The 24,837-nt window shown below is 73.3% G+C and carries 18 protein-coding genes; 8 read left to right on the forward strand and 10 right to left on the reverse strand.

Annotated elements, in window-relative coordinates:
* Window positions 1-138 precede the first annotated feature (138 nt).
* On the forward strand, window positions 139-1,212 hold the full coding sequence (locus ACN28C_RS01510; protein ID WP_422771827.1) for a LacI family DNA-binding transcriptional regulator: 1,074 nt from the start codon (window positions 139-141) through the stop codon (window positions 1,210-1,212).
* A gap of 112 nt (window positions 1,213-1,324) precedes the next feature.
* A complete protein-coding gene (locus tag ACN28C_RS01515; RefSeq protein WP_422771828.1) occupies window positions 1,325-3,049 on the forward strand; it encodes an alpha-amylase family glycosyl hydrolase in 1,725 nt (574 codons plus the stop codon).
* Window positions 3,050-3,270: 221 nt separating this feature from the next.
* Here the strand turns inward: ACN28C_RS01515 and ACN28C_RS01520 are convergent, their stop codons facing one another.
* From ACN28C_RS01520 to trpS, 4 genes are all read right to left on the reverse strand, one after another.
* Window positions 3,271-3,717: a hypothetical protein gene (locus ACN28C_RS01520; protein WP_422771829.1), complete on the reverse strand. Its 447-nt coding sequence runs from the start codon at window positions 3,715-3,717 to the stop codon at window positions 3,271-3,273.
* Between the two features lie 96 nt (window positions 3,718-3,813).
* On the reverse strand, window positions 3,814-4,722 hold the full coding sequence (locus ACN28C_RS01525) for a YihY/virulence factor BrkB family protein (protein WP_422771830.1): 909 nt from the start codon (window positions 4,720-4,722) through the stop codon (window positions 3,814-3,816).
* Between the two features lie 76 nt (window positions 4,723-4,798).
* Window positions 4,799-5,314, reverse strand: a complete 516-nt coding sequence (locus ACN28C_RS01530; protein ID WP_422774927.1) for a 2'-5' RNA ligase family protein — start codon at window positions 5,312-5,314, stop codon at window positions 4,799-4,801.
* Window positions 5,315-5,440: 126 nt separating this feature from the next.
* Entirely contained in the window at window positions 5,441-6,466 is a 1,026-nt protein-coding gene (gene trpS, locus ACN28C_RS01535) for a tryptophan--tRNA ligase (RefSeq protein ID WP_422771831.1), read from the reverse strand.
* 300 nt (window positions 6,467-6,766) lie between these two features.
* On the opposite strand from trpS, the gene ACN28C_RS01540 reads away from it, so the two are divergent.
* From ACN28C_RS01540 to ACN28C_RS01550, 3 genes are all read left to right on the forward strand, one after another.
* Window positions 6,767-7,972 carry an IS110 family transposase gene (locus tag ACN28C_RS01540; RefSeq protein WP_422769885.1) on the forward strand — a complete coding sequence of 402 codons (1,206 nt, stop codon included), beginning with the start codon at window positions 6,767-6,769 and terminating at the stop codon, window positions 7,970-7,972.
* Window positions 7,973-8,149: 177 nt separating this feature from the next.
* Window positions 8,150-8,782, forward strand: a complete 633-nt coding sequence (locus ACN28C_RS01545; RefSeq protein WP_422771832.1) for an RNA polymerase sigma factor — start codon at window positions 8,150-8,152, stop codon at window positions 8,780-8,782.
* Entirely contained in the window at window positions 8,775-10,097 is a 1,323-nt protein-coding gene (locus ACN28C_RS01550; protein ID WP_422771833.1) for a hypothetical protein, read from the forward strand. The genes ACN28C_RS01545 and ACN28C_RS01550 overlap by 8 nt, the downstream gene beginning before the upstream one ends.
* Here the strand turns inward: ACN28C_RS01550 and ACN28C_RS01555 are convergent.
* Complete coding sequence (locus ACN28C_RS01555) at window positions 10,052-11,128, reverse strand: hemolysin family protein (RefSeq protein WP_422771834.1); 1,077 nt, start codon at window positions 11,126-11,128, stop codon at window positions 10,052-10,054. The two genes, ACN28C_RS01550 and ACN28C_RS01555, sit on opposite strands and share 46 nt — an antisense overlap.
* Window positions 11,129-11,318: 190 nt before the next feature.
* On the opposite strand from ACN28C_RS01555, the gene galE reads away from it, so the two are divergent.
* The 3 genes from galE (at window position 11,319) to ACN28C_RS01570 (ending at window position 14,142) form a co-directional block, all read left to right on the forward strand.
* Window positions 11,319-12,311: a UDP-glucose 4-epimerase GalE gene (gene galE / locus ACN28C_RS01560; protein WP_422771835.1), complete on the forward strand. Its 993-nt coding sequence runs from the start codon at window positions 11,319-11,321 to the stop codon at window positions 12,309-12,311.
* Window positions 12,308-13,489 carry a galactokinase gene (gene galK, locus ACN28C_RS01565; RefSeq protein ID WP_422771836.1) on the forward strand — a complete coding sequence of 394 codons (1,182 nt, stop codon included), beginning with the start codon at window positions 12,308-12,310 and terminating at the stop codon, window positions 13,487-13,489. The genes galE and galK overlap by 4 nt, the downstream gene beginning before the upstream one ends.
* Window positions 13,490-13,839: 350 nt before the next feature.
* Entirely contained in the window at window positions 13,840-14,142 is a 303-nt protein-coding gene (locus ACN28C_RS01570) for a DUF5808 domain-containing protein (RefSeq protein WP_422771837.1), read from the forward strand.
* A gap of 29 nt (window positions 14,143-14,171) precedes the next feature.
* Here ACN28C_RS01570 and ACN28C_RS01575 read toward each other — a convergent pair whose 3' ends face one another.
* The 5 genes from ACN28C_RS01575 to ACN28C_RS01595 all read right to left on the reverse strand — a co-directional run bounded on the left by ACN28C_RS01575 (window position 14,172) and on the right by ACN28C_RS01595 (window position 24,836).
* Window positions 14,172-14,384, reverse strand: a complete 213-nt coding sequence (locus ACN28C_RS01575) for a DNA-binding protein (protein ID WP_422771838.1) — start codon at window positions 14,382-14,384, stop codon at window positions 14,172-14,174.
* Between the two features lie 72 nt (window positions 14,385-14,456).
* Window positions 14,457-16,622: a DEAD/DEAH box helicase gene (locus ACN28C_RS01580; RefSeq protein ID WP_422771839.1), complete on the reverse strand. Its 2,166-nt coding sequence runs from the start codon at window positions 16,620-16,622 to the stop codon at window positions 14,457-14,459.
* Between the two features lie 56 nt (window positions 16,623-16,678).
* Window positions 16,679-18,013 (reverse strand): BREX system ATP-binding protein BrxD, encoded by a 1,335-nt coding sequence (gene brxD, locus ACN28C_RS01585; RefSeq protein WP_422771840.1) that lies wholly within the window; start codon window positions 18,011-18,013, stop codon window positions 16,679-16,681.
* Window positions 18,010-21,060, reverse strand: coding sequence for a BREX-2 system phosphatase PglZ (gene pglZ / locus ACN28C_RS01590; protein WP_422771841.1), 3,051 nt, complete (start codon window positions 21,058-21,060; stop codon window positions 18,010-18,012). Before pglZ ends, brxD begins: the two co-directional genes overlap by 4 nt.
* A complete protein-coding gene (locus ACN28C_RS01595; RefSeq protein ID WP_422771842.1) occupies window positions 21,057-24,836 on the reverse strand; it encodes a hypothetical protein in 3,780 nt (1,259 codons plus the stop codon). Before ACN28C_RS01595 ends, pglZ begins: the two co-directional genes overlap by 4 nt.
* Window position 24,837: the final 1 nt, after the last annotated feature.

Here is a 24,837-nt window from a genome sequence, read left to right on the forward strand (position 1 = left end):
CGCTTTTGTGCGCCTCCCCGGCACGGACCGACCGGTGGTACCGCCCCATTCGTCGCCACGCGGAGCTCGCCGGCGGCCGGCACTGCAAGTTCTTGCCGTGACCTACGCAAGAAACGTTCGATGGGCTAAGGTTCCGCCATGCGTGCACGACTGGCCGACATCGCCCAGCAGGCCGAAGTGAGCGAGGCCACGGTGTCGCGGGTGCTCAACGACCGCCCCGGAGTGGCGCCGGAGACCCGGCAGGCCGTCCTCACCGCGCTCGACGTGCTCGGCTACGAGCGGCCCGCGCGACTGCGCAAGCGCAGCGCCGGACTGGTCGGGCTGGTGGTGCCGGAGCTGGAGAACCCGATCTTCCCGGCCTTCGCCCAGGTGGTCGAGTCCGGGCTCGCGCAGGCCGGCTACACCTCGGTGCTCTGCACCCAGACCCCGGGCGGCGTCACCGAGGACGAGTACGTCGAGATGCTGCTCGACCGGCAGGTCTCCGGGATCGTCTTCATCTCCGGGCTGCACGCCGACACCGCCGCCGATCCCGCCCGCTACCGCACGCTGATCGCCCGGCCGCTGCCGATCGTGCTGGTCAACGGCTACCAGACCGGGCTGCCCGCGCCCTTCGTCTCCTGCGACGACCGGGAGGCCGGCGAGTTGGCCGTGGCGCACCTGGTCGCGCTCGGGCACCGCCGGATCGGCCTGATCACCGGGCCCGGCCGGTTCGTGCCGGTGCAGCGGAAGGTCGCCGGTTTCAAGGCCGCGATGAAGCGCCTGGTCGGCCTCTCCGACCGGGACCTGGACGAGCTGGCCGAGCTGTCGCTCTTCGGTGTGGAGGGTGGCGAGGCCGCCGCCGGCCGACTGCTGGACCGGGGCGTGACCGGGCTGGTCTGTGGCTCCGACCTGATGGCGCTGGGCGCGGTCCGGGCCGCCCGGCAGCGCGGCCTGTCGGTACCGGCCGACCTCTCGGTCGTCGGCTACGACGACTCGCCGCTGATGGCCTTCACCGACCCGCCGCTGACCACCATGCGGCAGCCGGTGACCGCGATGGCGGTCGCGGCGGTACGCGCCCTGGTCGACGAGATCCACGGGCACGCCGCGCCACACTCCGAGTACGTCTTCCGGCCGGAGCTGGTGGTGCGCGGCTCGACCGCGGTCGCGCCCGGGGTGGCCGAGCGGCCCACGACCGAGGCGCAGCCGTCGGCGGAGTTGCCGCTCCCGGTCTGAGTGGCGGCGTTTCTTGCGCAAGGAATGCTTGACTCTTGCAATGCCGGCCCGGCATCCTGCTCTGACACCCTCCCGGCATACCGCGCCCGACGCCCGACGAACGGAACCCCTGATGAGCGTCTCCCCCGCACCCGGCCGGCCCGCCGAAGACTGGTGGAAGTCCGCGGTGGTCTACCAGGTGTACGTCCGCAGCTTCGCCGACGCCGACGGTGACGGCGTCGGCGACCTCGCGGGAGTCCGGAGTCGCCTGCCCTACCTGCGCGACCTCGGGGTGGACGCGCTCTGGCTGACCCCGTTCTACCGGTCGCCGATGGTGGACGGCGGCTACGACGTCGCCGACTACCGGGACGTCGACCCCGTCTTCGGCACCCTCGCCGACTTCGACCACATGATCACTGATGCGCACGCCCTGGGACTGCGGATCATCGTCGACATCGTGCCGAACCACACCTCGGACGCGCACCCGTGGTTCACCGCCGCCCTGGCCAGCCCGCCCGGCTCCGCCGAACGTGACCGCTACCTGTTCCGGGACGGCCGGGGGCCGGGTGGTGACCTGCCGCCGAACGACTGGGAGTCGATCTTCGGCGGTCCGGCCTGGACCCGGGTCCCGGACGGCCAGTGGTACCTGCACCTCTTCGACCCGGCCCAGCCCGACCTGAACTGGCGGCACCCCGAGGTACGCGCCGAGTTCGAGGACGTACTCCGGTTCTGGCTCGACCGGGGCGTGGACGGCTTCCGGATCGACGTGGCACACGGGATGATCAAGGCGGAGGGGCTGCCGGACGTCGGCGACGGCGTCCCGGCCGGCCAGCGTCAGGTCGAACTGCTCGGCCGGGCCCGGCTGCCCTACTTCGACCAGGACGAGGTGCACGACATCTACCGGGCCTGGCGTCCCATCCTGGACAGCTATCCGGGTGGCCGGATGGCGGTCGCCGAGGCGTGGGCCGAGACACCGCAGCGGCTGGCCCGCTACATCGGCCCGGACGAGTTGCACCAGGCGTTCAACTTCGACTTTCTCGACGCCACCTGGTCGGCCGACTCGTTCCGCAAGGTCATCGACACCGCGCTGGCCGAGGCGACGATCGTCGGCGCGCCCACCACGTGGGTGCTCTCCAACCACGACAAGCAACGGCACGTCACCCGCTACGGCGACGGAGCCCTCGGGCTGCGCCGGGCCCGCGCCGCCGCACTGATGATGCTCGCCCTGCCCGGCAGCGTCTACCTCTACCAGGGCGAGGAACTGGGCCTGCCGGAGGTGCTCGACCTCCCGGACGAGCTGCGGCAGGACCCCGCGTTCCGCCGCACCGGGGAGAGCCGGGACGGCTGCCGGGTGCCGCTGCCCTGGAGCGGCGACGTCCCGCCGTACGGCTTCGGTCCGGCCGGTGCCGCCCCGGCCTGGCTGCCGGCCCCGCCGACCTGGCGGGCCCGCTCGGTCACCGCCCAGACCGGCGTCCCGGACTCGACCCTGGAGCTCTACCGGGCGGCGCTGCGGCTGCGCCGCGACCACCCCGCACTGCCGGGCGACCCGGCTGGTGCGGGCGACCCGGCTGGTGCGGGCGGCCCGGCTGGTGCGGGCGGCCCGGCTGGTGCGGGCGGCCCGGCTGGTGCGGGCGGGGTGCGGTGGCGGGAGAGCGAGCCGGGAGTGCTCGCCTTCAGCCGTGCGGCGCCGGCCGGCGCACCGGAGTTGACCTGCGTGGTCAACTTCGGCGACGAGCCGGTGACGGTACGGGATTACGGCACGCCGATCCTGACCAGCGAACTCCTGGCGGGCGATGCCGACGGTACGACGCTGCCGACCGACACGGCCGGGTGGTTCGTCCGGCCGGTAACCGGGTAATTCCTCGAGCGACCTGGTCGTCGTCGCGCCCCGCGCCGGCGGGCGACCGGGGCTACGACCCCTTTGTGGTGGAGGGGATGGTGGGGCCGGTGTCCCGGGAAGCGCGCGCTCCCCGGGGCACCGGCGTTTCACGAGCCTGCCGGCGTTTCACGACCCTGCCGGCGTACCACGACCCTGCCGGCGTTTCACGACCCTGGCGAGCTGAGTCGGGCCGAGCCGGGTCAGCGGTGCGGCCGGGTGAGCATGGCGGCGATCCGGGCGATGCCGGCGCGGACCTCTGTCGCGTCCGGCGGCTGGCCGGCCTGGACCGGCCGGCGGGTGCCCTCGCCGATCACCTCCTCCGCACCGAGGTCCTCGTAGTCGCCGTAGATGCTGGTGTCGGCGAGATCCGCCGCCTCGTCCTCGGCCGCGGCCGCGAGCTGCGCGGCGGCGATCTCCGCGCGGATCTCCTCGGCGGAGACCCGGGGCAGCAGCGGCTCGACCACCGCCATCAGCTCCTCGTCGGCGACGACCGACTGGGCCAGCGCCAGCGCGTGGGCGCGCTCGTACGGGCCGCAGACCACCGGCTCCCACTCCTCGTCGTCGTCGAGCGGTCCGAAGGTGATGATCCAGGGCAGGGCGAGGATCGGCGAGTCGTCCGGCAGTTCCAACGTCACTAGTGCGCCCACGCGACCCATCATCGCGGTGACCCGCGTGTCATTAGTGGCATTTGCCCGAATAGCAGTCCTGGTCTCTTTCCTCTCACGCCGGGCACTCCGGCCGGCTCATTCGGTCGACGGCGGCTCCGGGCGGGCCGGGTCGGGCACCCGGGGTGCGCGGGTCAGGTCCAGGACCCGCCCCTGGTGACTGGTTGCCGCCAGCGCCGCCCCGAAGAGCAGCAACTGGTTGAGCAGATAGAGATAGATCAGCAGGCCCACCGCGCCGGCCACCACCGTGTACGCCGGGTTCCGCTCCCAGCGCACCACGTAGTAGCGGCCGACCGAGTTCAACAGCGTCACGCCCAGCGCCACCAGCAGCACCGCCGGCAGCCAGCGCCGCAGGCTCATCCGCAGCCGCGGCACGGCGAGCAGCAACGCCGAGGCCAGCAGCATGTTGACCATGAATGCCAGGAACCAGCTACAGATGGTGAGGATGATCGAACGTGCTCCCAGCAGCCAGCTCAGCAGCGATTCCAGCGCGTCCACGGCACCGATCGAGAGCCCCAGCAGCACGAAGATCACCAGCAGTACCGCCAGGTCGACCAACTGGCGCAGCACGATGTAGCCCGGATGCTGGGCCAGCCCGTGGATCAACCGCTGCGAGGAGCGGATCGACTCCACCCAGCCGATCCCGGTGACCGCCAGCAGGATCAGCCCGACGATGCCGGGACGACCGCTGCTCTGCCGGATCTGCTCGGGATCGACGAACGGAAGGTTCCGCTGGAGAAACCCGACGACCACCTCGCCGCTCTCCGCGCTGTCGCCGAGCAGCGCCGCCAGCACCGCGTACGCCACCAGGCCGAGGGCGAAGACCGCGAAGAAGCCGTAGTAGGCGATGGCCGCCGCGAGCCGGGTACCGAGCACGTCCGTGTAGCGGCCCACGGCCCGGGCGAGATGATCGAACGACGGCGACCGCTCCCGGTATGCCGTCAGCCGGGCGTCGATCCGCAGCACCACCCGCTCGAACGCGTTCACGCCGACATCCTTGCCCATCGCCACCGGGCGTGGGTGCAGCAACGGCCCGGCACGCCACGACCGCGACGGCTGCCGCTCAGCCGCCGAGCGGGAAATCCCGGCGGGGCTGCCAGCGGGCCTCGCCGCTGTGCGAGAAGAGGGTGAACTGCTCGACCTTGAAGAGTGCGGAGAAGTCGGCCAGGTCCTCGTACACCCGGTCCAGTTCCTCCGGCGCGACATCCTGGGCGACCGTGACGTGCGGATGGTACGGAAACCGGCTCTCCCGGCGCAGCTCGGGCGCCCGCCCGATCGCCGCGGCGAGCAGCTCGCACTCACTGATCCCGGCCGCGACCGCCACGAAGACCACCTCGGTGATCGGCCGGAAGGTGCCGGTGCCGCGCAGATGCAGCGGGTAGGGCCGGTGCGCCGCGGCGACCTCGGTCAGGTGCCGCTCCACCGCCGGCAGGCTCGCCACCGGTACATCGGTCGGCCCGAGCAGCGTCAGGTGGGCCGGCACGTACGCGGCCTGCGGATCGCCGGCCTCCGCCCGCCGCCGGGTCAGGAACTCGCACCACGGCTCCGGTACGTCGACGGCCACCCCGACCCGGGTCATCGACGTCCCGGAATCCTGCGACCCGTCCGCGACAACCACACTCCGCTCCACTCACCCGGGGCCGGCACCGCACCGACCGGCGACTCGTTGCCGGCGTCCGGTGGCTGGCACCACCGGGACCCGGCGTCAGCCGGCCCGCATGCCGGGAAGGAACCCGACCCGCTCGTACGCCTCGCGCAGCGTGACCGAGGCGACCGCGCGGGCCTTCTCCGCGCCGATCGCGAGCAGCTTGTCAAGCTGCGCCGGATCGTCGAGGTAGCCCTGGGTGCGCTGCTGGATCGGCCGGACGAACTCCGCCACCACCTCGGCCAGGTCCTTCTTGAGGTCGCCGTAGCCCTTCCCCGCGTACGCCGCGACGAGATCCTCGATGCCGCGGTCGGTCAGCGCGGCGAAAATGGTCAGGAGATTCGAAATCCCCGGCTTCCCCTCGGGATCGAAGACGATCTCCCGCCCGGTGTCGGTCACCGCCGACCTGATCTTCTTGGCCGACCGGGCCGGATCGTCGAGCAGCATGATGATCCCGGCCGGTGACGAGGACGACTTCGACATCTTGGCGGTCGGGTCCTGCAGGTCGGTGATCTTCGCGGTGTCGCGCAGGATGTACGGGGCCGGCACCGTGAAGGTCCGGCCGAACCGGGTGTTGAAGCGCTGCGCCAGGTCGCGGGTCAGCTCCAGGTGCTGCCGCTGGTCCTCGCCGACCGGCACCGCGTCGGCCTGGTAGAGCAGGATGTCGGCGGCCTGCAGGATCGGGTACGTGAAGAGGCCGACGCTGGAGCGGTCGGCGCCCTGCTTCACCGACTTGTCCTTGAACTGCGTCATCCGGCTCGCCTCGCCGAACCCGGTGATGCAGCTCAACACCCAGCTGAGCTGGGCGTGCTCCGGCACCTGGGACTGGACGAAGAGGGTGGTCCGCTCCGGGTCGAGGCCGACCGCGAGGAGCTGCGCCGCCGCGATCCGGGTGGAGTTGCGCAGTGCGACCGGGTCGTGCCCAGCGGTGATCGCATGCAGGTCGACCACGCTGTAGAAGGTGTCGTGCGTGTCCTGCATGGCCACCCAGTTACGCACCGCGCCCAGGTAGTTGCCCACGTGGAACGAGTCGGCGGTCGGCTGGATCCCGGAGAGGACCCGGGGCCGGGCAGGAACGTCGGACATGCCGGCAATTCTGACAGCAACCCTGGGAACGTGTCCCGACGCCCCCGTGCCATTCCGCCCGTTACCTTTTTGATCGTCCCCATCCGGGGACTGCTCGGTCGCTCGGTCCGGTATGACTTTCTGCCCCTGTCGTACGCATGATCCGGGGGGTGTTGTCGCCGGGCCGGGTGGCGTCGGCGGACCGCTGATAGGGACCCGGCCACCCCGTCCGTGGGGTAGGTCTCTCCGTAACGTGGATGCCGGCAGTCCGGCGCTGTGACCAGCGGCCGAGCCAGGACATCGCGGTGAGGAGGGCAGGCTGTGCACGACGGGTTCGGCGTCTTCATCGGACTCGATGTGGGCAAGGAAGGACACCACGCGGTCGCGTTGAACCGTGAGGGCAAGCGGCTGCACGACGCGACCCTGCCCAACACCGAGACCGGGCTGCGGAAACTGTTCGACAAACTCGCCCGCCACGGCCGGATCCTGGCCGTGGTCGACCAGCCCGCCTCGATCGGTGCGCTGCCTGTCGCGGTCGCCCGCGCCGGCGGCCACCAAGTGGCCTACCTGCCCGGTCTGGTCATGCGCCGGCTGGCCGACCTGCACCCCGGCACCGCGAAGACCGACGCCCGCGACGCCTACGTCATCGCCGACGCCGCCCGCACCCTGCCCCACACCCTGCGTCGGGTCGACACCGGCGACGAGACCCTGGCCGAACTGGAGGTGATGGTCGGCTACGACGACGACCTCGCCAGCGAGGTCACCCGCGTGGCCAACCGCATCCGGGGCCTGCTCACCCAGATCCACCCACCCCTGGAACGCGTCCTGGGACCGAAGCTGCAGCACCCCGCAGTACTCGAGGCGCTCTCGCGGTGCGGCGGACCCACCGGTCTGCGCAAGGCCGGCCGGGCGAAACTCACCGAGATCGTCAAGGCCCGCGCGCCGCGCATGGGCACCCGCCTGGTCGAGCAGATCTTCGCCGCACTCGACGCGCAGACCGTCGTGGTCCCGGGCACCACCGCCGCCGAGACCGTCCTTCCCCGACTCGCCGACAACCTGCGTGACCTGCTGCGACAACGCGACCAGGTCGCCGAACAGGTCGAAGGGATGCTCGATACGCACCCTCTTGCCCCGGTCCTGACGTCGATGCCCGGCATCGGCGTCAGGACCGCAGCCCGAATCCTGCTCGAAGTCGGCGACGGCAGCTCGTTCCCCACCCCCGGCCATCTGGCCGCGTACGCCGGCCTGGCCCCGGTCACCCGCCGCTCCGGCACCAGCATCCGCGGTGAACACCCACCCAAGGGTGGCAACAAGCAGCTGAAACGCGCGTTCTTCCTGTCCGCGTTCGCCGCTCTCGCCGACCCGCTCAGCCGCGCCTACTACGACCGCAAACGCGCTGAGGGCAAGAAACACAACGCCGCCCTCATCTGCCTCGCCCGCCGCCGCGTCGACGTCCTCCACGCCATGCTCCGCACCCAGCGGCCATACCAGCCCAAAACGGCGGACGAACCCCGCCTCGCTGCTTGACACAACCCATAGGGACACCCCCCGGCCACCCGCCCCCGTCGCCGTCACGCGCGGCGTGCGGTGCACGAACCGGGGAACCGACCGCCACCTCGGTGACTCGTACCCTCGACACCGGAGTCGGCCGGCGACTTCGCCGCAGCCCGCTGCGCCGTACCGCCGGGCCGGGGAGGACAGCGCTTGGTACGCAATCGGGGCGGGCACGGCGCCGGCCGCGGGCAGGGCGCGCCGGACGAGGCGTTGGGCGAGCTGTACCACGCCTGTTACCGGCGCCTGGTCGCCCAGGTCTACGCCTTCACCACGGACCTGGCCGAGGCACAGGACGTGGTGCAGGAGGCGTTCGCCCGGGCCATCGCCCGGCCGCGGGGGTTGACCGACGTGGACAACCCGGAGGCGTGGCTGCGTACGGTCGCGGTCAACGTGGTCCGGCGGCGCTGGCGGCGGCGCCAACTGCTGGACAGGATCCTGCTGCGGGACCGTCCGGTGGCCCGGCTGGTCGAGTCCGCACCCGGACCGGAGCGGACCGACCTGCGGCAGGCCCTGGCCGACCTGCCGGTCAGCTATCGGGAGGTGATCGTGCTGCACTACTTCGCCGACCTGCCGGTCGACGAGGTCGCCACGCTGCTCGGCGTGGCGACCGGCACGGTGAAGTCCCGGCTGTACCGGGGGCGGGCGGCGCTCGCCGAGCGGCTCGGCGACTACCAGGAGACCGGCGACGAGCCGGCAGGACCCGGTGACCCGGCGGCGGTCACCGGAGGGGACCCACCGACCCGGATGCGACCGGGCGGCTCGACCGGGGTGAGACATGCCTGACGACCGGGAGTTTTCCGATCCGACCCTCGACGTACGGCTGGCAACCGGCCGGGCGGCCCTGCTGGACGACATCGACCAGCCACCGCTGGCCCGGATCAGGGACCGGGCGGCGGCCCGGCGGCGGCACCGCACGGCGAGGGCGGCCGGTGGTGCCGCCCTGCTCGGCGTGACGCTCGCCGCGGTCCTGGCGATCCAGTTCTGGGCGCCGGACGACACCGACCGGTTGCCGCCGCCGGTCGCCGACGCACCGCCCGGCGGTCCCGTCTACACCGGCGCCGGCATCACCATCAACGGCCTCACCGAGGCAGCGGTCGCGCACGTGCCCGGCACGATCACCGACGTCGAGTTCGCCGATCCGGACCACGGATACCTGCTGACCCGCTGCCCGACCGCCGACGAGTGCCCGGCGAGTGTCGCCCGTACCTCGGATGGGGGCCTGAGCTGGCAACACACCGAACTGCCGGCGGAGATCGCCGGCCAGCAGCCGCTGGACCTGGCGGCCTTTCCCGGCGGCCGGCTGCTGATCACCGTGCCCGGCGGGGCGTTCGCCTCCACCGACGGCGGACGAAGCTGGCCGGCGGCCGGGACCGGGACCAGCGGCACCGCCGACGCGACAGGAGCTCCGGCGGCGAGCGGTGACGCCCTGCTCCGGGCCGGTCCGGGCAGCGGCCGGTGTGGCCTGGAGGTGCAGGTGTGGCTGCCGACGCCCCCCACCACCGGCGTCTCCGGCAACCCGGAAGCGGGGCCGACCGGACCGCACGCCCCGGCGACCCGGCCCGATCTCGACGTCTGCTGGGTGGCCCCGGCCGCCACCGCCGACGGCGCCTGGTGGGTCGGCGGCTTCCGGGACGGTGCGCCGGCGGCGGCGGTGACCCGGGACCGGGGAGAACACTGGCGTACGGTGCGGCTGCCCGGAGCCGCCTCGGCGGCCCGTACGGTCGAGGTGACCAGCCTGGGCAGCCAGGCGTACGCGACGGTGCTCGGCGCCGACTCGACGGTGCTGGCGCTCCTGCACTCCGGCGACGGCGGTGCCACCTTCACACCGACCCGCTCCGCCGGAGCCGGCGCACCGGCCGGCTTCGCCGGGGCGGTGGTGCCACTGCTGGACGGCCGACTACTGGTCGCCGGCACCGACCGGCACCTCCACGTCAGCGACGACGACGGTGCGACCTTCCGCCGGGCCGGCGGCAGCCTGCCCGTCGTCGGCCGGCTGGACCGGACCGCCGCCGGATACGTCGCGTACGACCTCTTCGGCTCCGGCTGGGCCGCCTACTCGGCAGACGGCGCCACCTGGCGCAAGCTCCAGGTCAACTGATCCGGCACCTGCTGCTCCGACGGCCGGGCCGCCGAGATGCCGACCCGGGCCACCCGCCGGCCCTCCACCGCCAGCACCAACAGCAGCCAGCCGCCACCACCGCCACCACCGGAGCCGTCCTCCGGATCGCCGCCGTTGCGGAACCCGCCCGTCGACCGTCCGGCGCCGCCGCTGCCGCCAGCCGCCTGCACACCCGGCACCCGTACCTCGTCGCCTCGGACCGGCAGCCGTCCGAGGGCGGCCATCACGAACCCACCGACCGTCTCGTACGGCCCCGGTGGCAGCGCGAAGCCGGCCCGCTCGGCGAAGTCGGCGAGGTTGAGCCGGCCGTCCACCTCCGTCGGCCCGCCGACCGGCACCGGGTCGGGTGCCGTGTCGTACTCGTCGTGTATCTCGCCGACCAGCTCCTCGATGAGGTCCTCCAGGGTGACGATCCCGGCCGTCCCGCCGTACTCGTCGATGACGACCGCGAGGTGGTGGCGCTCCCGGCGCATCTCGGTGAGCGCGGCCAGCACCCGGAGGCTGGCCGGGATCTTCTTCACCTCCCGGGTGAGGTCCCCGATGGTGGCGCAGGCGTCGTCGTCGGGGCGGAGCAGCACGTCGCGCAGGTGCACGAAGCCGATCACGTCGTCGGAGGTACCGTCGACCACCGGATACCGGGTGTGCGTCTCGACCCGGACGAGTTGGGCCGCCTCCGTCAGGGGCAGTCCGGCGGCCAGGAAGACCACCTCGGTCCGGGGCATCATCACCTCCCGGACCAGGCTGGCGCCGGCAACGAGTACCTCGTCGATGATCCGCCGTTCCACCGGGTCGAGCCGGGTGTTCGCGGCGACCAGGTCGCGCAGTTCCGCCTCGCTGATCTGCTCGCGACCCGCCGTCGGGCTGGCCCCGAGCAGCGCGGTGACCAGCCGGGTCGAGCCGTCCGCCGCCCGTACGACGAGCCGGGCCAGGGCCCGCGCGAGCGGGCCCGGTCGCCGTCGAGTACGCCCCGGCGATCGTCGCCGGGGCCCGGTACTGCCACCGTCCCGCATGTCAGAGATGGTAGACACCACACGTGCACAATGCGGGCATCTGTCAACCTGCTTCATCCCCGACCGATGTTCGACTCTGTGCAGAATTGGCAGAACGTGGTGGAATGCTGGGGGCGTGCGGTCGAGGAGCCCTGCAGTGGTCCGCCGCGCGACACTCGAAGATGCACCGGAGCCAGAAGGAGCCACAGGCGTGAAACTGCTCGTCACCGGAGGTGCCGGCTACGTCGGCAGCGTCGTCACCCGGCTGCTGCTGGACGCCGGACACGAGGTGGTGGTCCTCGACGACCTGCGTACCGGACACGCCGAGGCGCTGGCCCCGGAGGCCACCTTCGTCCGGGCCGACGTCGCCGAGGCCGCCACCGTGCTCACCCCGGACGCCGGGTTCGACGGCGTGCTGCACTTCGCCGCGCTGATCGCCGCCGGCGAGTCGATGGTCGAGCCGGAGCGCTACTGGGCGGTCAACACCGTCGGCTCGCTGGCGCTGCTCGACGCCGCCCGGATCGCCCGGGTGCCCCGCTTCGTCTTCTCCTCCACCGCCGCCGTCTACGGCAACCCGACCGAGCTGCCGATCGAGGAGACCGCCGCTCCGCTGCCGACCAACACGTACGGCGCCACCAAGCTCGCCGTCGACCTGGCGCTCACCTCGATGGCCACCGCGCACGGCCTCGCGGCGGTCTCGCTGCGCTACTTCAACGTCGCCGGGGCGTACCTGCGGCCCGGGGTGGCGCTCGGCGAACGGCACGACCCGGAGACGCACCTGATCCCGATCGCGCTCCAGGTCGCCGCCGGCCGCCGCGACAAGCTGCAACTCTTCGGCGACGACTACCCGACGCAGGACGGCACCTGCGTCCGCGACTACATCCACGTCGAGGACCTGGCCCGGGCCCACCTGCTCGCCCTGGCGGCGGCCCAGCCCGGTGCGCACCGCGTCTACAACCTCGGCAACGGCAACGGTTTCTCCAACCGGCAGGTGGTGGAGGCGGTCCGCGAGGTGACCGGGCACCCGCTGCCGGTGGAGATGGCACCGCGCCGCTCCGGCGACCCGGCCGCGCTTGTCGCCTCCGCCGCGCGGGCCCGCGCCGACCTGGGCTGGATCCCGGCCAAGCCGGGCCTGCCGGAGATCGTCGCCGACGCCTGGACCTTCTACCAGGAGCAGATCCTGGGCGGCGGTGCGGCGGCATGAACAGCCACCCCGACGGACCGGCGGGATCGGTCACCGACCGGGCCACCGCCGGCTTCACCAGCGAGTACGCCGAGCCGCCCGCCGGAGTGTGGGCGGCACCCGGCCGGGTCAACCTGATCGGCGAACACACCGACTACAACGACGGTTTCGTGCTGCCCTTCGCGCTGCCGCAGCGCACCGTGGTCGCCGCCGCACCGGAGCGGGGACGGCGCTGGACGGTCTGGTCCGAGCAGGCCGGTGAACGGATCTCGTTCGGCCGGGCCGACGCGGCCGAACCGGGCCGGGTCTCCGGCTGGGCGGCATACGTCGCCGGGGTCGTCTGGGCACTGCGCGAGGCCGGTCACGACGTGCCCGTCGCCCGGCTGGCGATCACCTCCGACGTACCGCTCGGGGCCGGGCTCTCCTCCTCGGCGGCGCTGGAGTCCGCCGTACTCACCGCACTGGTCGACCTCGGCGAGCTGGACCTGCCGCTCGCCGACCGGCCGGCACTGGCCCAGCGGGCCGAGAACGACTACGCCGGGGTGCCCTGCGGCATCATGGACCAGTCGGCGTCACTGCGCTGCCAGCCAGGACATGCACTCTTCCTCGACTGCCGCAGCCTCGCCGTCGAGCAGGTGCCGTTCGACCTCGACGCCGCCGGCCTCGCCATCCTGGTGATCGACAGCAACGCGCCGCACCGGCACGTCGGCGGCGAGTACGCCGCCCGCCGCGCCGCCTGCGAGTCGGCCGCCGCCGCACTCGGCCTGCCGGCGCTGCGGGACGTCGCCGCCGACAAGCTCGACGCCGCCCTGGCCCGGCTCGACGACGAGACGGTACGCCGCCGGGTGCGGCACGTGGTGACGGAGAACCAGCGGGTGCTGGAGACCGTCGAGCTGCTCCGCGCCGGCCGGCTCGCCGAGATCGGGCCGCTGCTGACCGCCTCGCACGCCTCGATGCGGGACGACTTCGAGATCACCGTCCCGGAGGTGGACACCGCCGTCGAGGCGGCCCTGGCCGCCGGGGCGTACGGTGCCCGGATGACCGGGGGCGGCTTCGGCGGCTGCGTACTCGCCCTGGTCGACGCGGCGGCGGCCGACACGGTGGCCTCCGCGGTGACGGAGGCGTACGCCGAACGCGGCTTCCGCGCACCGACCCCCTTCACCGTGACTCCCGGGGCGGGAGCCCAGCGGGTGCGCTGACAGCGCCCCGACCAGCGCCCCGACCAGTTCGACGACCAGCTCGACGACCAGCTCGACGACCAGCTCGACGGTAGCGGGCCGCATGGGCGCGGCGGCCGGGAGGCGGTCTGTCTCCACAGAGACTGTCGAGCTGCCCCGCCTGCGCCTCCGGCAGCCCTGCCACCGCACGCCGATGCACGGTGGAGACCGTCACCTGGACACCAGAGGCGTTATCCGGCATCGATAACGCCTCTGGTGTCCAGGTCACCGATCCTGTCGGGCACCACCCGCCACGGTCGGACAGCCCGGGTGTGATGAGTGTGCGCCTCTGCCGGTCGGCGTGGAGGCGCTGGTGGTCGTAGCCTTGGGCCATGGGCCATACCGCGAGCAAACTGATCGCTGCGGCAGCGGGTGCGCTGGTGGGCGCCGCGGTCGCCAAGGAACTGGACAAGCCGCCGGAGCAACGCACCTGGCACGGCGACGTCGTCGGCGTACCCTACGACTTCCGCCCGCCCACGGCGGAGAAGCTGCGCCGGTCGATGTGGAACCCGGACGACTCACGACTGCTGGTGCCGCACGCCTTCGGCATGGGCTGGAGCATCAACTTCGCCGCCCTCAGCGCCCTTGCCGCCCAGGTGCGTCAGGAGGTCGACACGGCCGACGACCGCCGCTGACAACGAGCCCGCCGGATTGCCGTGTGCCGTCACTCGACGAAGGCGAGGCCCTGCTCCGCTAGCGCGGCGTCCAGGATGCGGATCGCCTTCGGCCCGACGCCGTGCAGGGCCAGCAGATCCCGGCGGCTGTGCGTGGCCACCTGCGCGAGCGTCGTGATGCCGGCGTCGAGCAGGGCACTGTTGGCCGGTCGACCGATCGGCGGCAGGTCGCCGATCTGGGCGGGCACGTCGCGGGTACTCATGCGGTCACGTTAGCCCGGCCAGGTAACCGCGGTGGCCGCCAGGCCGGCGCACCGGTGCGGGGGCGCCCCTCGTCAGGTGACGACGAAACGGCTGGGCTCGCGCAGCACCTCGCGCGCGGCCGGCAGGTCGGCCAGCCGGGTCGCCAGGGTGGCGAGCGCGAGCCGCTGCGGTAGCGCGCTGTTGAACTTGAGCCCGGTCAGCGCCTTCTCGTCGACCTCCGGCAGGCAGAGCCGGTCGGCGGCGTCCGCGATCCCGCTCCGCCACTGCGCGGGGGTCAGGTCCCGGCGCAGCCGGAGGTAGAGGTCGGTGTGGTCCTGCATCGGATCGGTGAGGTCGGCCAGTGTGCTGGTCAGGGTGGCGTTGGCGCGGAAGCCGGCCCAGGTCCACCAGCGCACGTCACCCGAGGCGAGCCGGGTGACCACCGTCCCGCCCGGATGCGCGGCCGGCAGGTGCTGCTCCCGGAGTTCCCCGAGCTGGTCGGTGGCCCGTCGGGTGATAGCCACCGGTGGTTCCGCCCCGAGCACCACCGCACGCATCGCGCGGCTCAGCTCGTATGAGAGCCCGGCGATGCCGGCGCTGGTCCAGCGGGCCTTTCCGCCGCCGTCGACGGGTTCGACGAAGCACCGGCGGCGGTGCCAGTCGATGTAGGTGACCTGCCAGCTCCGACCGCCGAGGAGGAGCCGGCGTGGCCCCGGCACCTGTTCGGCCAGCAGGCTCGGGTCGATCCGGCCGAGTTCGGTGCGCCCGGCCAGCACCGTGAACTCGGGCGGCGCGGTGAAGACCGCCGTCATGCCCATGAAGTGGCGGTGCCCGAACCGCAGCTCCGCCTCCGGGCCGATGAAGAGCATGTCGCCGTCCCGCTGCAGGTAGCCCTCGTCGACGAGATGGCGCAGGATCACGTCGGCGGCGGTCCTGGTGAAGGGTTCGAGCCCGTTCCACCACTCGGGCCAGACCTGCCCGCCGACCTGCCGCTCCTGCAGGCAGAGCGCCAGAATCTGCTGGGCGACGATGTGCCGTGGCTCGGGCGGCGGGATCACCGGCTCCACCCAGCCGCGTCCCCAGAGCAGCAGCAGGCCGGCGGCGCGGAGCAGGCTCGGCCGGTCGGGTGTCAGGAAGAGGCAGTTGCGGGTGGTGCCGGGTCGCCGCCCGGTGCGGCCGAGCCGTTGCAGCAACGACGCGACGGAGCGCGGCGCCCCGATCTGGACGACCCGGTCGAGGTCTCCGACGTCGACGCCGAGTTCGAGGGTGCTGGTGGAGACGATGACACAGTCCCGGGCCTCGGCGAACGCCTGCTCCGCCCGCCGCCGTTCGTCGAGCGAGAGGGAGGCGTGCGAGAGGAACGTGCTGACACCCTTTGCCCGGAGCAACTGCCCGAGCTGTTCCACGTCCTGGCGGGACTCGCAGAAGACGAGCCGCTTCTCGCCGCCGTGCAGGGCCGCGATCACCGTCGCGGCGTTCGCGAGCGAGCCGACGTAGTCCAGCTCGATCTCTCCGGGCGGCACCGCGGTGCCGGGCGTGGTGGCGGCCGGCACCGTCGACCCGGGCGCGGGCGGGTCGAGGTGCGGCGCCACGACCCGCCCCGGCCGGCGCCCCGCCGCCGCGCCCTGCAACCAGTCGAGCAGCTGCGCCGGGTTGCCGACGGTCGCGGAGAGCCCGATCCGCTGCAGCGGCCGGCCGATCGCGTGGCCGAGCCGTTCGAGTACGGCGAGCAGGTGCCAGCCCCGGTCGTCGCCGGCAAAGGCGTGCACCTCGTCGACGACCACCGCCCGCAGGTCGGCGAAGAACCGGTCGTGGTCGACGTTCACGCTGACCAGCATCGCCTCGATCGACTCCGGGGTGGTGAGCAGCAGGTCGGGCCGGTCGCGCAGGATCGCCTTCCGGGTCGGGGCGGTCACGTCGCCGTGCCACACCGCGACGCGGCGGCCGAGCCACGAGCCGTAGGCGGCGAGCCGGGGTTCGAGGTTGTTCAGCAGCGCTTTCAGCGGGCAGACGTAGAGCACGGAGAGGCCGGCCCACTGCTCGCCGGCCATCCTGGACAGCAGCGGGAAGACCGCCGCCTCGGTCTTGCCGCTGGCGGTGGCGGCGAGCAGGACGGCATCGTCCCCGGCGAGCAGCGGCGCGACCGCGGCCTCCTGCAACTCGCGGAGCTGCCGCCAGCCGAGCGTGTTGACGATGTGGTGCAGCAGCACCGGGTGGAGCCGCTCGGCCGCCTGGCCGTCGGCAGGCCCAGCGGTCACGGCAGGTCCAGCGCGGTCACGGCAGGTCCAGCGCGGTCACGGCAGGTCCAGGACGGTCACGGCAGGTCCAGGGCGATCTCGTCGGCCCGGGTGGCGTTCCGTTCCACCTCGGTCAGTTCGGCGTCGGCGACGGTGGGGGCGAAGTCGCGGCGCGGGTCGAAGTCCGGGTGCAGCTCGATCGGGTCCAGCACCCCGGCCACCAGCTTCTTCAGGTAGAGCCGGGGAGCGATCCCGACCTTCCCGCCGAGCCGGCCGGCGAGCGCGGTCGCCAGGTCGGCCAGGTACGCGTCGTCGGCGAGCCGGAGCAGCCGGTCCCGGGCCGGGTTGCCGGCGGCGAAGAGGTCGCGTACCCGGGCGCCGAGTTCGACGAGCGCGTCGGCGGTGAAGCCGGGCAGGCGCAACTGCACCGCCCGGGGGTTGTCGAAGCGCGGGTCGGCCGGGAAGTCGGTGGCGAGCCGGCCGGCGAGCGGGGCCAGCCGGGCGACACCCTGCGGCCCGTCGTAGAAGGCCGGGGTGCCGGTGATCACCAGGTACAGCCCGGGGAAGCGGCCGGAGTGCACCTCGTCGACGAGTTGCCGGAGCGCGTTGAGCGCCTTGTCGCGGGCGTCGGAGCGGACCCGTTGCAGGGTCTCCACCTCGTCCAGCACCAGCAGCAGGCCCGGATATCCGCAGTCGCGGAGCACCGCCAGCAGCCCCTGCAGGAAGCCGAGCGCGCCGAAGTGGTCAAGGTCGCCCCGGATGCCGGCGTGCCGGCGGGCCGCCGCCGAGACGTGCGGCTGCCCGCCCAGCCAGGCGAGCACGGCGTCGGCCCCGGCCGGGTCACCGGCGGCGACGGCGGCCCGATAGCCCCGGAGCGCGTTGGCGAAGGTCGGCGCGGTCCGGCCGACGACGCCGAGCCGCTGGCCGAGCAGGTCCTCGACGGCCCGGTCCACCGCCGCCTGGTCGGCCGGGTCCACCGTCCCGCTGCCGAGGACGTCGTCCTCCAGGGCATAGAACCAGGCGTCGACGACGGGGCGCAGCGCGCTGGGCGGGAAGGTGGCGGTGCTCAGCCGTTCGGTGAGCCGCCGGTAGACGGTCTCCAGCCGGTGCAGCGGGGTCTCGTTCTCCGAGATCTGCACCTCGGCGGTGGCGAGGTTGGCCCGCTTGGCCTGCTCGGCGAGCCAGCGGGCGAAGAAGGTCTTGCCGGAGCCGTACTCGCCCCGGATGGCTTTGAAGACGGCGCCGCCGGTGCGTACCGTGTCGATCTCCTCGGCGACGGCGGCGGCGAACCGGTCCAGGCCGACGGCGAGCAGGTCCAGGCCGGTTTCGGGTACGGCGCCGCGCCGCAGCGCGTCCAGCACCTGGCGACGCCGCGCACTGCTGACCCCGCCGCCGATCCCGGTGCCGCTCACGACCGCCGCCCCGCCGACGACGGCGGCAGTTGGAACTGCTCGCGCAGCAGCGCCAGGTCCAGCCGGACGGTACGCCCGTCGTCGACAAGCGAGAGCACGGGAAAGTTGTCGACGTTGAAGATCCGCTGGAGCGTGGTGACGAATCCGGTGGCCCGTGCGGGCTGCTCGCCGGCCTTCTCCGCGACGAGTACGGCCGGCAGCACCCCGTTGGCGTCCAGCAGCGCCGTCAGGGCTCCCCGGATCTTGCCGATCGGCACCTTTCGGGGTGTCAGCGAGTGCTGTGCCTCGAACATCTCCGATCCAAGCAGCGCGTCGACAAGCGCCCCGGGCCCCTCGGCCCGCTGCGGTGCCGCCCCGCCGCCTGGCGGGGCGGTCCCGGTCACCTCCTCGACGGCGGGCAGGTCGAAGAGCGTGCTGCCCGGCTCGGGAGCCGGCACACTCCGCCGCGCCCCGGACCGCTCCCGCCGGGTCGGCGGCGTCCCGCGCCCGGTCGCCGCTGTCGCCCGCCCGGCGGGCGACGTCGGGGCCGCCGGCAGCGCCTGACCCGGCACGGTGCCGTCCGGCGTGGCCGCCGTCCACCATGCCGGCTGCTGCGGGCCGAGCAGGCGCCAGCCGGGCGGGGCCGCCGCGCCGAGCGGCAGCAGGGCGAGCAGCGGCACGGTCACCTCGGCCAGCGAGGCGCCGCCGTGGTAGCCGGCCTGCCGGGGCAGGTAGCGCAGCTGCGGGTCCCAGAGCGCGACGACCCGCCCGCCGTCGGCGACCACCCGGGGGCCGGCGAGTGCGACCTCGCCGTCGCCGGCCGGGGCCGGATCGGTGCGGTGCCGGGCCGACGCCGGGTCGGCGGCGATCGGCCGGGCGCTGGTGTCGCGGTCCAGCACGTGCCCGTGGTCGCTGGTGACGATCACCGCCCGGCCCTGGTAGCGGGCGTAGTCGAGCAGGGCGCGCAGCGCACCGAGGTTGTCGAGCCGCCAGCCGGCGTCGGCGCTCTCCCGGCCGTACCGGAGCGCGTCGTCGACGGTGTTGACGACGACGCCGACGACGGTGCCCGGGTCGCCGAGCGCCTGGATCAGTTTGTCGCTGAGCACCTCGCCCGCGTCGCCGGTCAGGGTGCTCTTGTGGAACAGCGACGCCGGCCGCCCCTGCCAGAGCGGGTTACGTTCGAACGCGGCCCGCTCCTCGGACTGGCCGCCCGCGCGCAGCTCCCCGGCCAGCAGCGACGTACGCGACACCGCCGTCACCGTCGGCAGGGCCGCGACGACCCCGCGCCGCCGGGGGTCGGCCTTCCGGCCGGGGCGGACGGCCAGCGGGTCGTACTCCAGCCAGCCCTGCCGGGTGAGCTGGTCGGCGAGGTCGGCGGCGATGGCAGCGGTCATCCCGTCGACCACGACGACGAGTACCGGCCGGTTCTCCTCGCGGACCACCGGGGCGACGACCCGGGACAGCACCGTCTCGACGGTGAGCAGCTCCGCCGTTCCCCCGCCACCGGCGGCGGTCCACTCGGCCAGCCGGGCGGCGAAGTCGCGGTCCAGGTCGCGGCGGCGCTGCCGCACCTGGTCATGGATCAGCCGGTAGGTCGCGGCCAGCTCGGCGTGGGCATCCTCACCGGTCCAGACGTGTTCGAGTGCGAGGTCGACCCAGGACCACTGCGCGACCTGCCGGCCGATTCCCTCGGCGACGCCGGGCGGCGGTGCGGCCGGCTCGGCGAGCCAGCGGGCGAGCCGCAGCGCCATCTCGGCCCGCTCGACCCGGTGCGGGTAGTGCGCCGCGAGGCGGTGTGCGGCCAGCCGCGCGACCGCCTCGGCGGCGGCCGGCAGTGTCTCCGGCAGCACCTGGCGGCGGGTGACGGTGTCGCCGAGGGCGCGGGCGACCTCGCCGAGCCGGTGGGTGAAGCTGGCGCGGAGGATGTCGCTGTGCCGGGCGGCGCCGGTCGCGGCGAAGCCGAGCAGCAGTTCCTCGGCCCGGTCGAGCACGGTGTAACCGAGCTGGCGCGGGTCGAGCCCGGTGTGGCCGGGCTGGCGGGGGTCAGCCTCGGGGTGGCCGGGCTGGCGCGGGTCGCGCCCGGCGCGACCGGTGTGGCCAGGTTGGCGCGGGTCGCGCCCGGTGCGGCCGGTGTGGCCGGGCTGACGCGGGTCGCGCCCGGTGTGGCCGGTGAGGGCGGCGCCGTCGGAGAGCAGGCCGAGCATGGTCTCGTGGGCGGCGGCGGCGAAGGCGGCGACGACGTCCCGGTCGAGGTGGATCCCGCCGAGGTACTGCTCGACCCGGCCCTGGGCGCGCAGGCTCTCCGGGTCGTCGGCGGCCCAGAGAGCCCCGCAGACCAGTCCGAGCGGCAGGGTGTCGGTGACGTGCCCGACGTCGTGCAGTGCGGCCAGCATCCGCAGCGCCGGCCCGAACTCGTCGCCGAGCCAGCCGAGCAGCCCGACCCGTTCCGCCGCGGAGAGCGCGCTCAGGGCCTGCGGCGCGGCCGGCAGGGCGCTCCAGCGCAGCAGGGTCGCCGGGTCGATGTCCTCGGCGGCGGTGCCGAGCCGGCCGAGCTGGAACCGTTCGACGGTCAGGTGGCGCAGGGCGGTGTCGCGTTGCAGGACGATCCCGGGAAGCTGCGGCCAGCCGCCGGGCGGGGTGGCCTCCAGCAGCGCGCGCCCGGCCCAGGGCAGGTCCTCCAGCCGGGAGTCCGACTGCCGGGCGCCGAACGCCTCCCTGATCAGCGTCCACGGCTTCATGTCGATGATCCGGTGCTGGTGCACCCGGCTGAGGATGCCGATCCCGAGATCCTGCTCGGAGAGGTCGGTGAGCAGCACGGTGGGCAGGTCGTGCGCGTCGGCGACCTGCTCCCAGACGGCCAGGACGGAGCGGCAGGCGACGACCCGGACCTGGAGCTTGTCGTCGACGGTCAGGATCGGGTCGTACGGCCACTCCGGCACCGCCTCGACCAGCAGCACCCGGGGCAAGCCGTTGCCGGTGCGCTGGTTGCGGAGCCGGGGTCTGATCCGCTGGGCGAGGGTGCGGGGGTTGACCGGCAGCGCCCGGTGGGACGATGCGGTGACGGTCACCGGCGTACCCGCCAGACGACCTCTATCCGGCTGCCGGGGTGGCGGCCGGCGACCTTGCGGAGCGTCTCGACCAGCTCGGTCAGGTCGTCGCCGTCGAGCAGCACGCTGCCCTGCTCGGTCGGGCCGGTGTCGCGCACCGCACGGTCGGCCGCCATCACCGGCTCCCGGGCCGGCGCAACGGTCACCCCGGGCGTCACGTCGGGCGTCGCCGGGCGGGGCTGGCTGCGGGTGACCCGGCGGAGCAGGTCGGTGCTGCGGCTGCGGGCCCGGCTCAGCGCCGCCGCGAGCGGGGTGGTCAGCTCGTCGTCGTTGGCGGCCCGGCGCAGCGCCGACAGGATCTCCGCCGCCTCGGCCGCCCACGGCTCGGCGAGGTCGTCGAGGAGGTCGAAGGTGTCCCAGGAGGTGTTCCGGAGGGCCTGGACGATGTCGTCGGCGCTCCGGATGCTCCGCCCGGCCCGCTGTGCCGGCCCGCCCAGGTCGGTCCGGGCGAGCTGGGTGATGATGTCGATGTCCCGGTGCCGGCTGTCCAGGCCGTCGAGCAGGTCCCGGGCCGCGTACGCGGTGTGCAGCCGGCCGGCGGTGGCGGCCGGGTCGAGGCCGAGCCGGTCGGCGCGCCGTTCCAGCTCGTCGACGAGGCGGTGCGCGGCCTCCCGGTGCTGCCGCGCCTGCCGGGAGAGGTCCTGCACGAACATCGCGACGAGCCGCCCCCGGGCCAGGGTCGGCCCCATGAAGCCGAAGAGGTGCATGGCCCGCTCCCGGGCCTCGGTCCAGTCGTCCTCGGCCGGCCGTTCCGGGGTACGCAGCGCCAGCTCGCCGTTGATCGCGGTGAGTTCGGGTTGCGGGGTCAGGATCGCGCCGTGCCGGACCCAGGTCCGGTCGGTCTGCTCGGCGAAGGCGGCCAGCACGAGCTGGGCCACCGCCGGTTCGAGGCCGCGCGGCTGCGGCTCGTCGAGCCAGCGCAGCAGGTCGGCGACGCGCAGGTCCCCGCCGATCGCCTCCTGGTTGGCCCTGCGCTGGAAGTGCTCGACCCAGTCCCGGCCGAGCACGACCGCCGCCTCGTGCATCACGCCGAGGCCGAGCGGGTTGACGACGCGGCGTACGACGGTCCGGTCCTTCTTGTCGACCTCGGTGCGGTCCTCGCCGGACTCGACGGCCCGGCGGACGTACTCCAGGGCGGTCTTGAGGTCGGTGACCCGCAGCGGTTCGCCGCGCCGGTCCGGGTCGAAGTCCGGGTGTGCCGGATACTGCGCGGAGAGCATCTGGTCGGCGAGCCAGGGCAGCACCGCGCTCAGCTTCGCGCCGACCGGCAGGGTCAGCTCGCGCGGGTCGCTGAGGCTGAGCAGGTGGTCGGTGTAGGTGGTGAGCACGTCCGCGGCCTGCTTGTTCGCCACCCCGTACGCCTGGCGCAGCACACCTTTCATCGCGACCAGCAGTGCGTCGCGCTGGTTGGTGAGGGTGGCGTGGGCCCGGCGCCGGTCGTCCTCGCTGAGGTGCCGGGCGGCGGTCTCGAAGCGCTGCGCCGCCTGCGGACCGCTGAGCAGGGCGTCGAGCAGCACGAGCCGGCCGAGGTCGTGCTGCCGGCTGGTGGTGAGGGTGGCCGGGATCCAGCAGACGGTACGCGCGGTGAAGCTGAACCCGAGCACCCGGTTGCGGTCCTCGGCCGGGCTGTGCGTGCCCTCGTCGAAGGGGTAGTCGACGATCAGCCGCCAGGTCTGCGGGGTGAACGGGTGGAAGGCGTCCTCGCGCAGTTCGTCGGGGTCGCGGATGTTGCCGTAGACGACCTCGATGCCGCGCCGGCTGCCCCGCCAGACCAGGTGCGCCTGGTCGAAGTAGCCGTCGGTGGCGGTGATGCCGAGTTCTTCCCAGAGCAGCCGTTTGACCATGTTCTGCCGGCCGCCGTCGGAGTCGAGGTGCCGGGCGTTGTTGAGCACGCTGCCGACGTCGACGCCGACGAGTTCGAGGCGTACCCCGTCACCGTCGAGCATCTTGATCTCGCCGAACCGGGCGGCCCACTGCTCGATCTTCCGGCCGATCAGGCCGACCTCGCCGCCGGGGATCGGGCTGGTGATGCTGCCGTGGTTGAGCGCGGAGAGCTTGCGCGGGGTGAGGTTGTGCAACGCTGGCACCGAGGGGGCGAGGGCGGCCAGCAGCAGGGTCTTGACGATCCGGTCGTCGCCGGTGAAGGCGCGGACCCGGGCGGCGAGCGCCCGGTCGAGCGGCTCGCCGCGCCGGGCGCGTTCGAGGTCGTCGTCGCTGACGCCGTGCTCGGCCATCAGGTGTGGCCGCAGCCGGTTCTGGTAGAGCTTCTGCGCGGTCTCGAACTCGACCTTGAGCCGCTCGGTGAACGGCTGGTCGCCGCCCCGGCTGAGCACGTCGTAGAGGTCGCCGAGCGGGATGAGTTGGCCGAGCCGTAGCTCGTCGCGGCGGTCGACAAGCATCTGCCGCATCAGTTTGAGGCCGGTGCGGGAGCGTTGCAGGGCGCTGGAGACGTAGACCAGCGTGGAGAGGAAGGCGGGGCTGAACGGATAGCTGAGCCGGAAGGAGTCGAGGTCGGCGCCGCTGCCGGTGTCGGTGCCGAGCAGTACGTCCCAGACGTCGGAGCGGACCCGGGTGATCCGCTCGAACGCCTCGTTTATCGCCGCCTCGGCGGGGGCGTGCTTCTTCTCGTCCTCGCCGACCCGCTTGAGCACCCGGGCCCGGGTGATCTCCGGCAGGTTCCGGTCCTCCAGGTTGATCACGTCGAACCGGCCGCTGGCCAGGTTGAGGGTGTCGTGGAAGGCGAGGTCGTGCGCACCGGTGACGTCCTCGCCGACGAGTTCCCGCAGGTCGCGCTGGCGCGCGATGAAGGTGACGATCGGGATCGGGCGGCTCGCCTCCGAGCCCTCCACGAAGTTGGTGATCTTCTGGATCTCGCGGGCGACGAAGCGCTGGTCGCCGATGCTGTTGGCGAGCCAGAGGATCAGCTCGTCGAGGAAGAGCACGAGGCCGTCGTAACCCAGCTCCCTGGCGTGCGCGGCGATCTCGGTGAGCCCCCGGTCGAGGGAGACGAAGCCCTCCTTGTCTTCGAGAGCGTTCCGGAAAAATCCCTGCTGCCAGGTGCTGAGCAGGTCGTTGACCAGGTCGCGGCGGATGCTGTCCTCGGGGGCGGCGGCGAAGGCGGCGTCCAGCTTCTCGCTGGTCCAGCCGTCGGTGTCGCCCCAGTCGTCTTCCTCCTCGCCGCCGGGCAGGCCGGCGATGAACGCCTGGTCGCCGATCTGGGCGCGCAGGTGCTGGCTCTGGTCGAGCAGCGCGTCGGTGCGGTGCACCGCCGGGATCCGGGCCTCCGGGTGCAGCCTGCGGACATACTCGACATAGCCGCCGAGGACCCGCTGCTCAAGCGACTTCGCCCCCATCATGTGATAGGGCACGAGCAGGAATCGCCGGCCGTCCAGCCAGCCGTCGTGCCGGGCCAGCAGCGGGGCGAACTCTTCCCGGCGGCGCGCGGCGTGCTCGCCGCGCAGCAGGGCGTGCAAGGCTGCCATGAAGTGTGACTTGCCGGAGCCGAACGAGCCGTGCAGGTAGGCGGCCCGGGAAACCCCGGTGGTGAGCGCGTTCTGGATCAGCCGGAGCGCCTGGTCGAAGTTGTCGACCAGGCGGGGCGGGATGACGTACTCCTTGAAGGTCGCCTCGGCGTCGGTGATGCCGTCGGCGAGCCGGAGCACCAGGTCGCTCGCGGACGGCGACTCCGGGATGACGATGACGTCGCGCAGCAGCGGTGGGGGGGTCTGCTCCGGCATG

This window comes from Plantactinospora sp. WMMC1484 (genome assembly GCF_049315195.1).
Classification (GTDB): domain Bacteria; phylum Actinomycetota; class Actinomycetes; order Mycobacteriales; family Micromonosporaceae; genus Plantactinospora.

Coding starts and splice junctions, on each gene's coding strand:
- ACN28C_RS01550 (WP_422771833.1), top strand. CDS start 8,775: ATGCCTGACGACCGGGAGTTTTCCGATCCGACCCTCGACGTACGGCTG.
- ACN28C_RS01575 (WP_422771838.1), bottom strand. CDS start 14,384: ATGAGTACCCGCGACGTGCCCGCCCAGATCGGCGACCTGCCGCCGATC.
- ACN28C_RS01510 (WP_422771827.1), top strand. CDS start 139: ATGCGTGCACGACTGGCCGACATCGCCCAGCAGGCCGAAGTGAGCGAG.
- ACN28C_RS01530 (WP_422774927.1), bottom strand. CDS start 5,314: ATGACCCGGGTCGGGGTGGCCGTCGACGTACCGGAGCCGTGGTGCGAG.
- trpS (WP_422771831.1), bottom strand. CDS start 6,466: ATGTCCGACGTTCCTGCCCGGCCCCGGGTCCTCTCCGGGATCCAGCCG.
- galK (WP_422771836.1), top strand. CDS start 12,308: ATGAACAGCCACCCCGACGGACCGGCGGGATCGGTCACCGACCGGGCC.
- ACN28C_RS01595 (WP_422771842.1), bottom strand. CDS start 24,836: ATGCCGGAGCAGACCCCCCCACCGCTGCTGCGCGACGTCATCGTCATC.
- ACN28C_RS01555 (WP_422771834.1), bottom strand. CDS start 11,128: ATGCGGGACGGTGGCAGTACCGGGCCCCGGCGACGATCGCCGGGGCGT.
- ACN28C_RS01515 (WP_422771828.1), top strand. CDS start 1,325: ATGAGCGTCTCCCCCGCACCCGGCCGGCCCGCCGAAGACTGGTGGAAG.
- ACN28C_RS01570 (WP_422771837.1), top strand. CDS start 13,840: ATGGGCCATACCGCGAGCAAACTGATCGCTGCGGCAGCGGGTGCGCTG.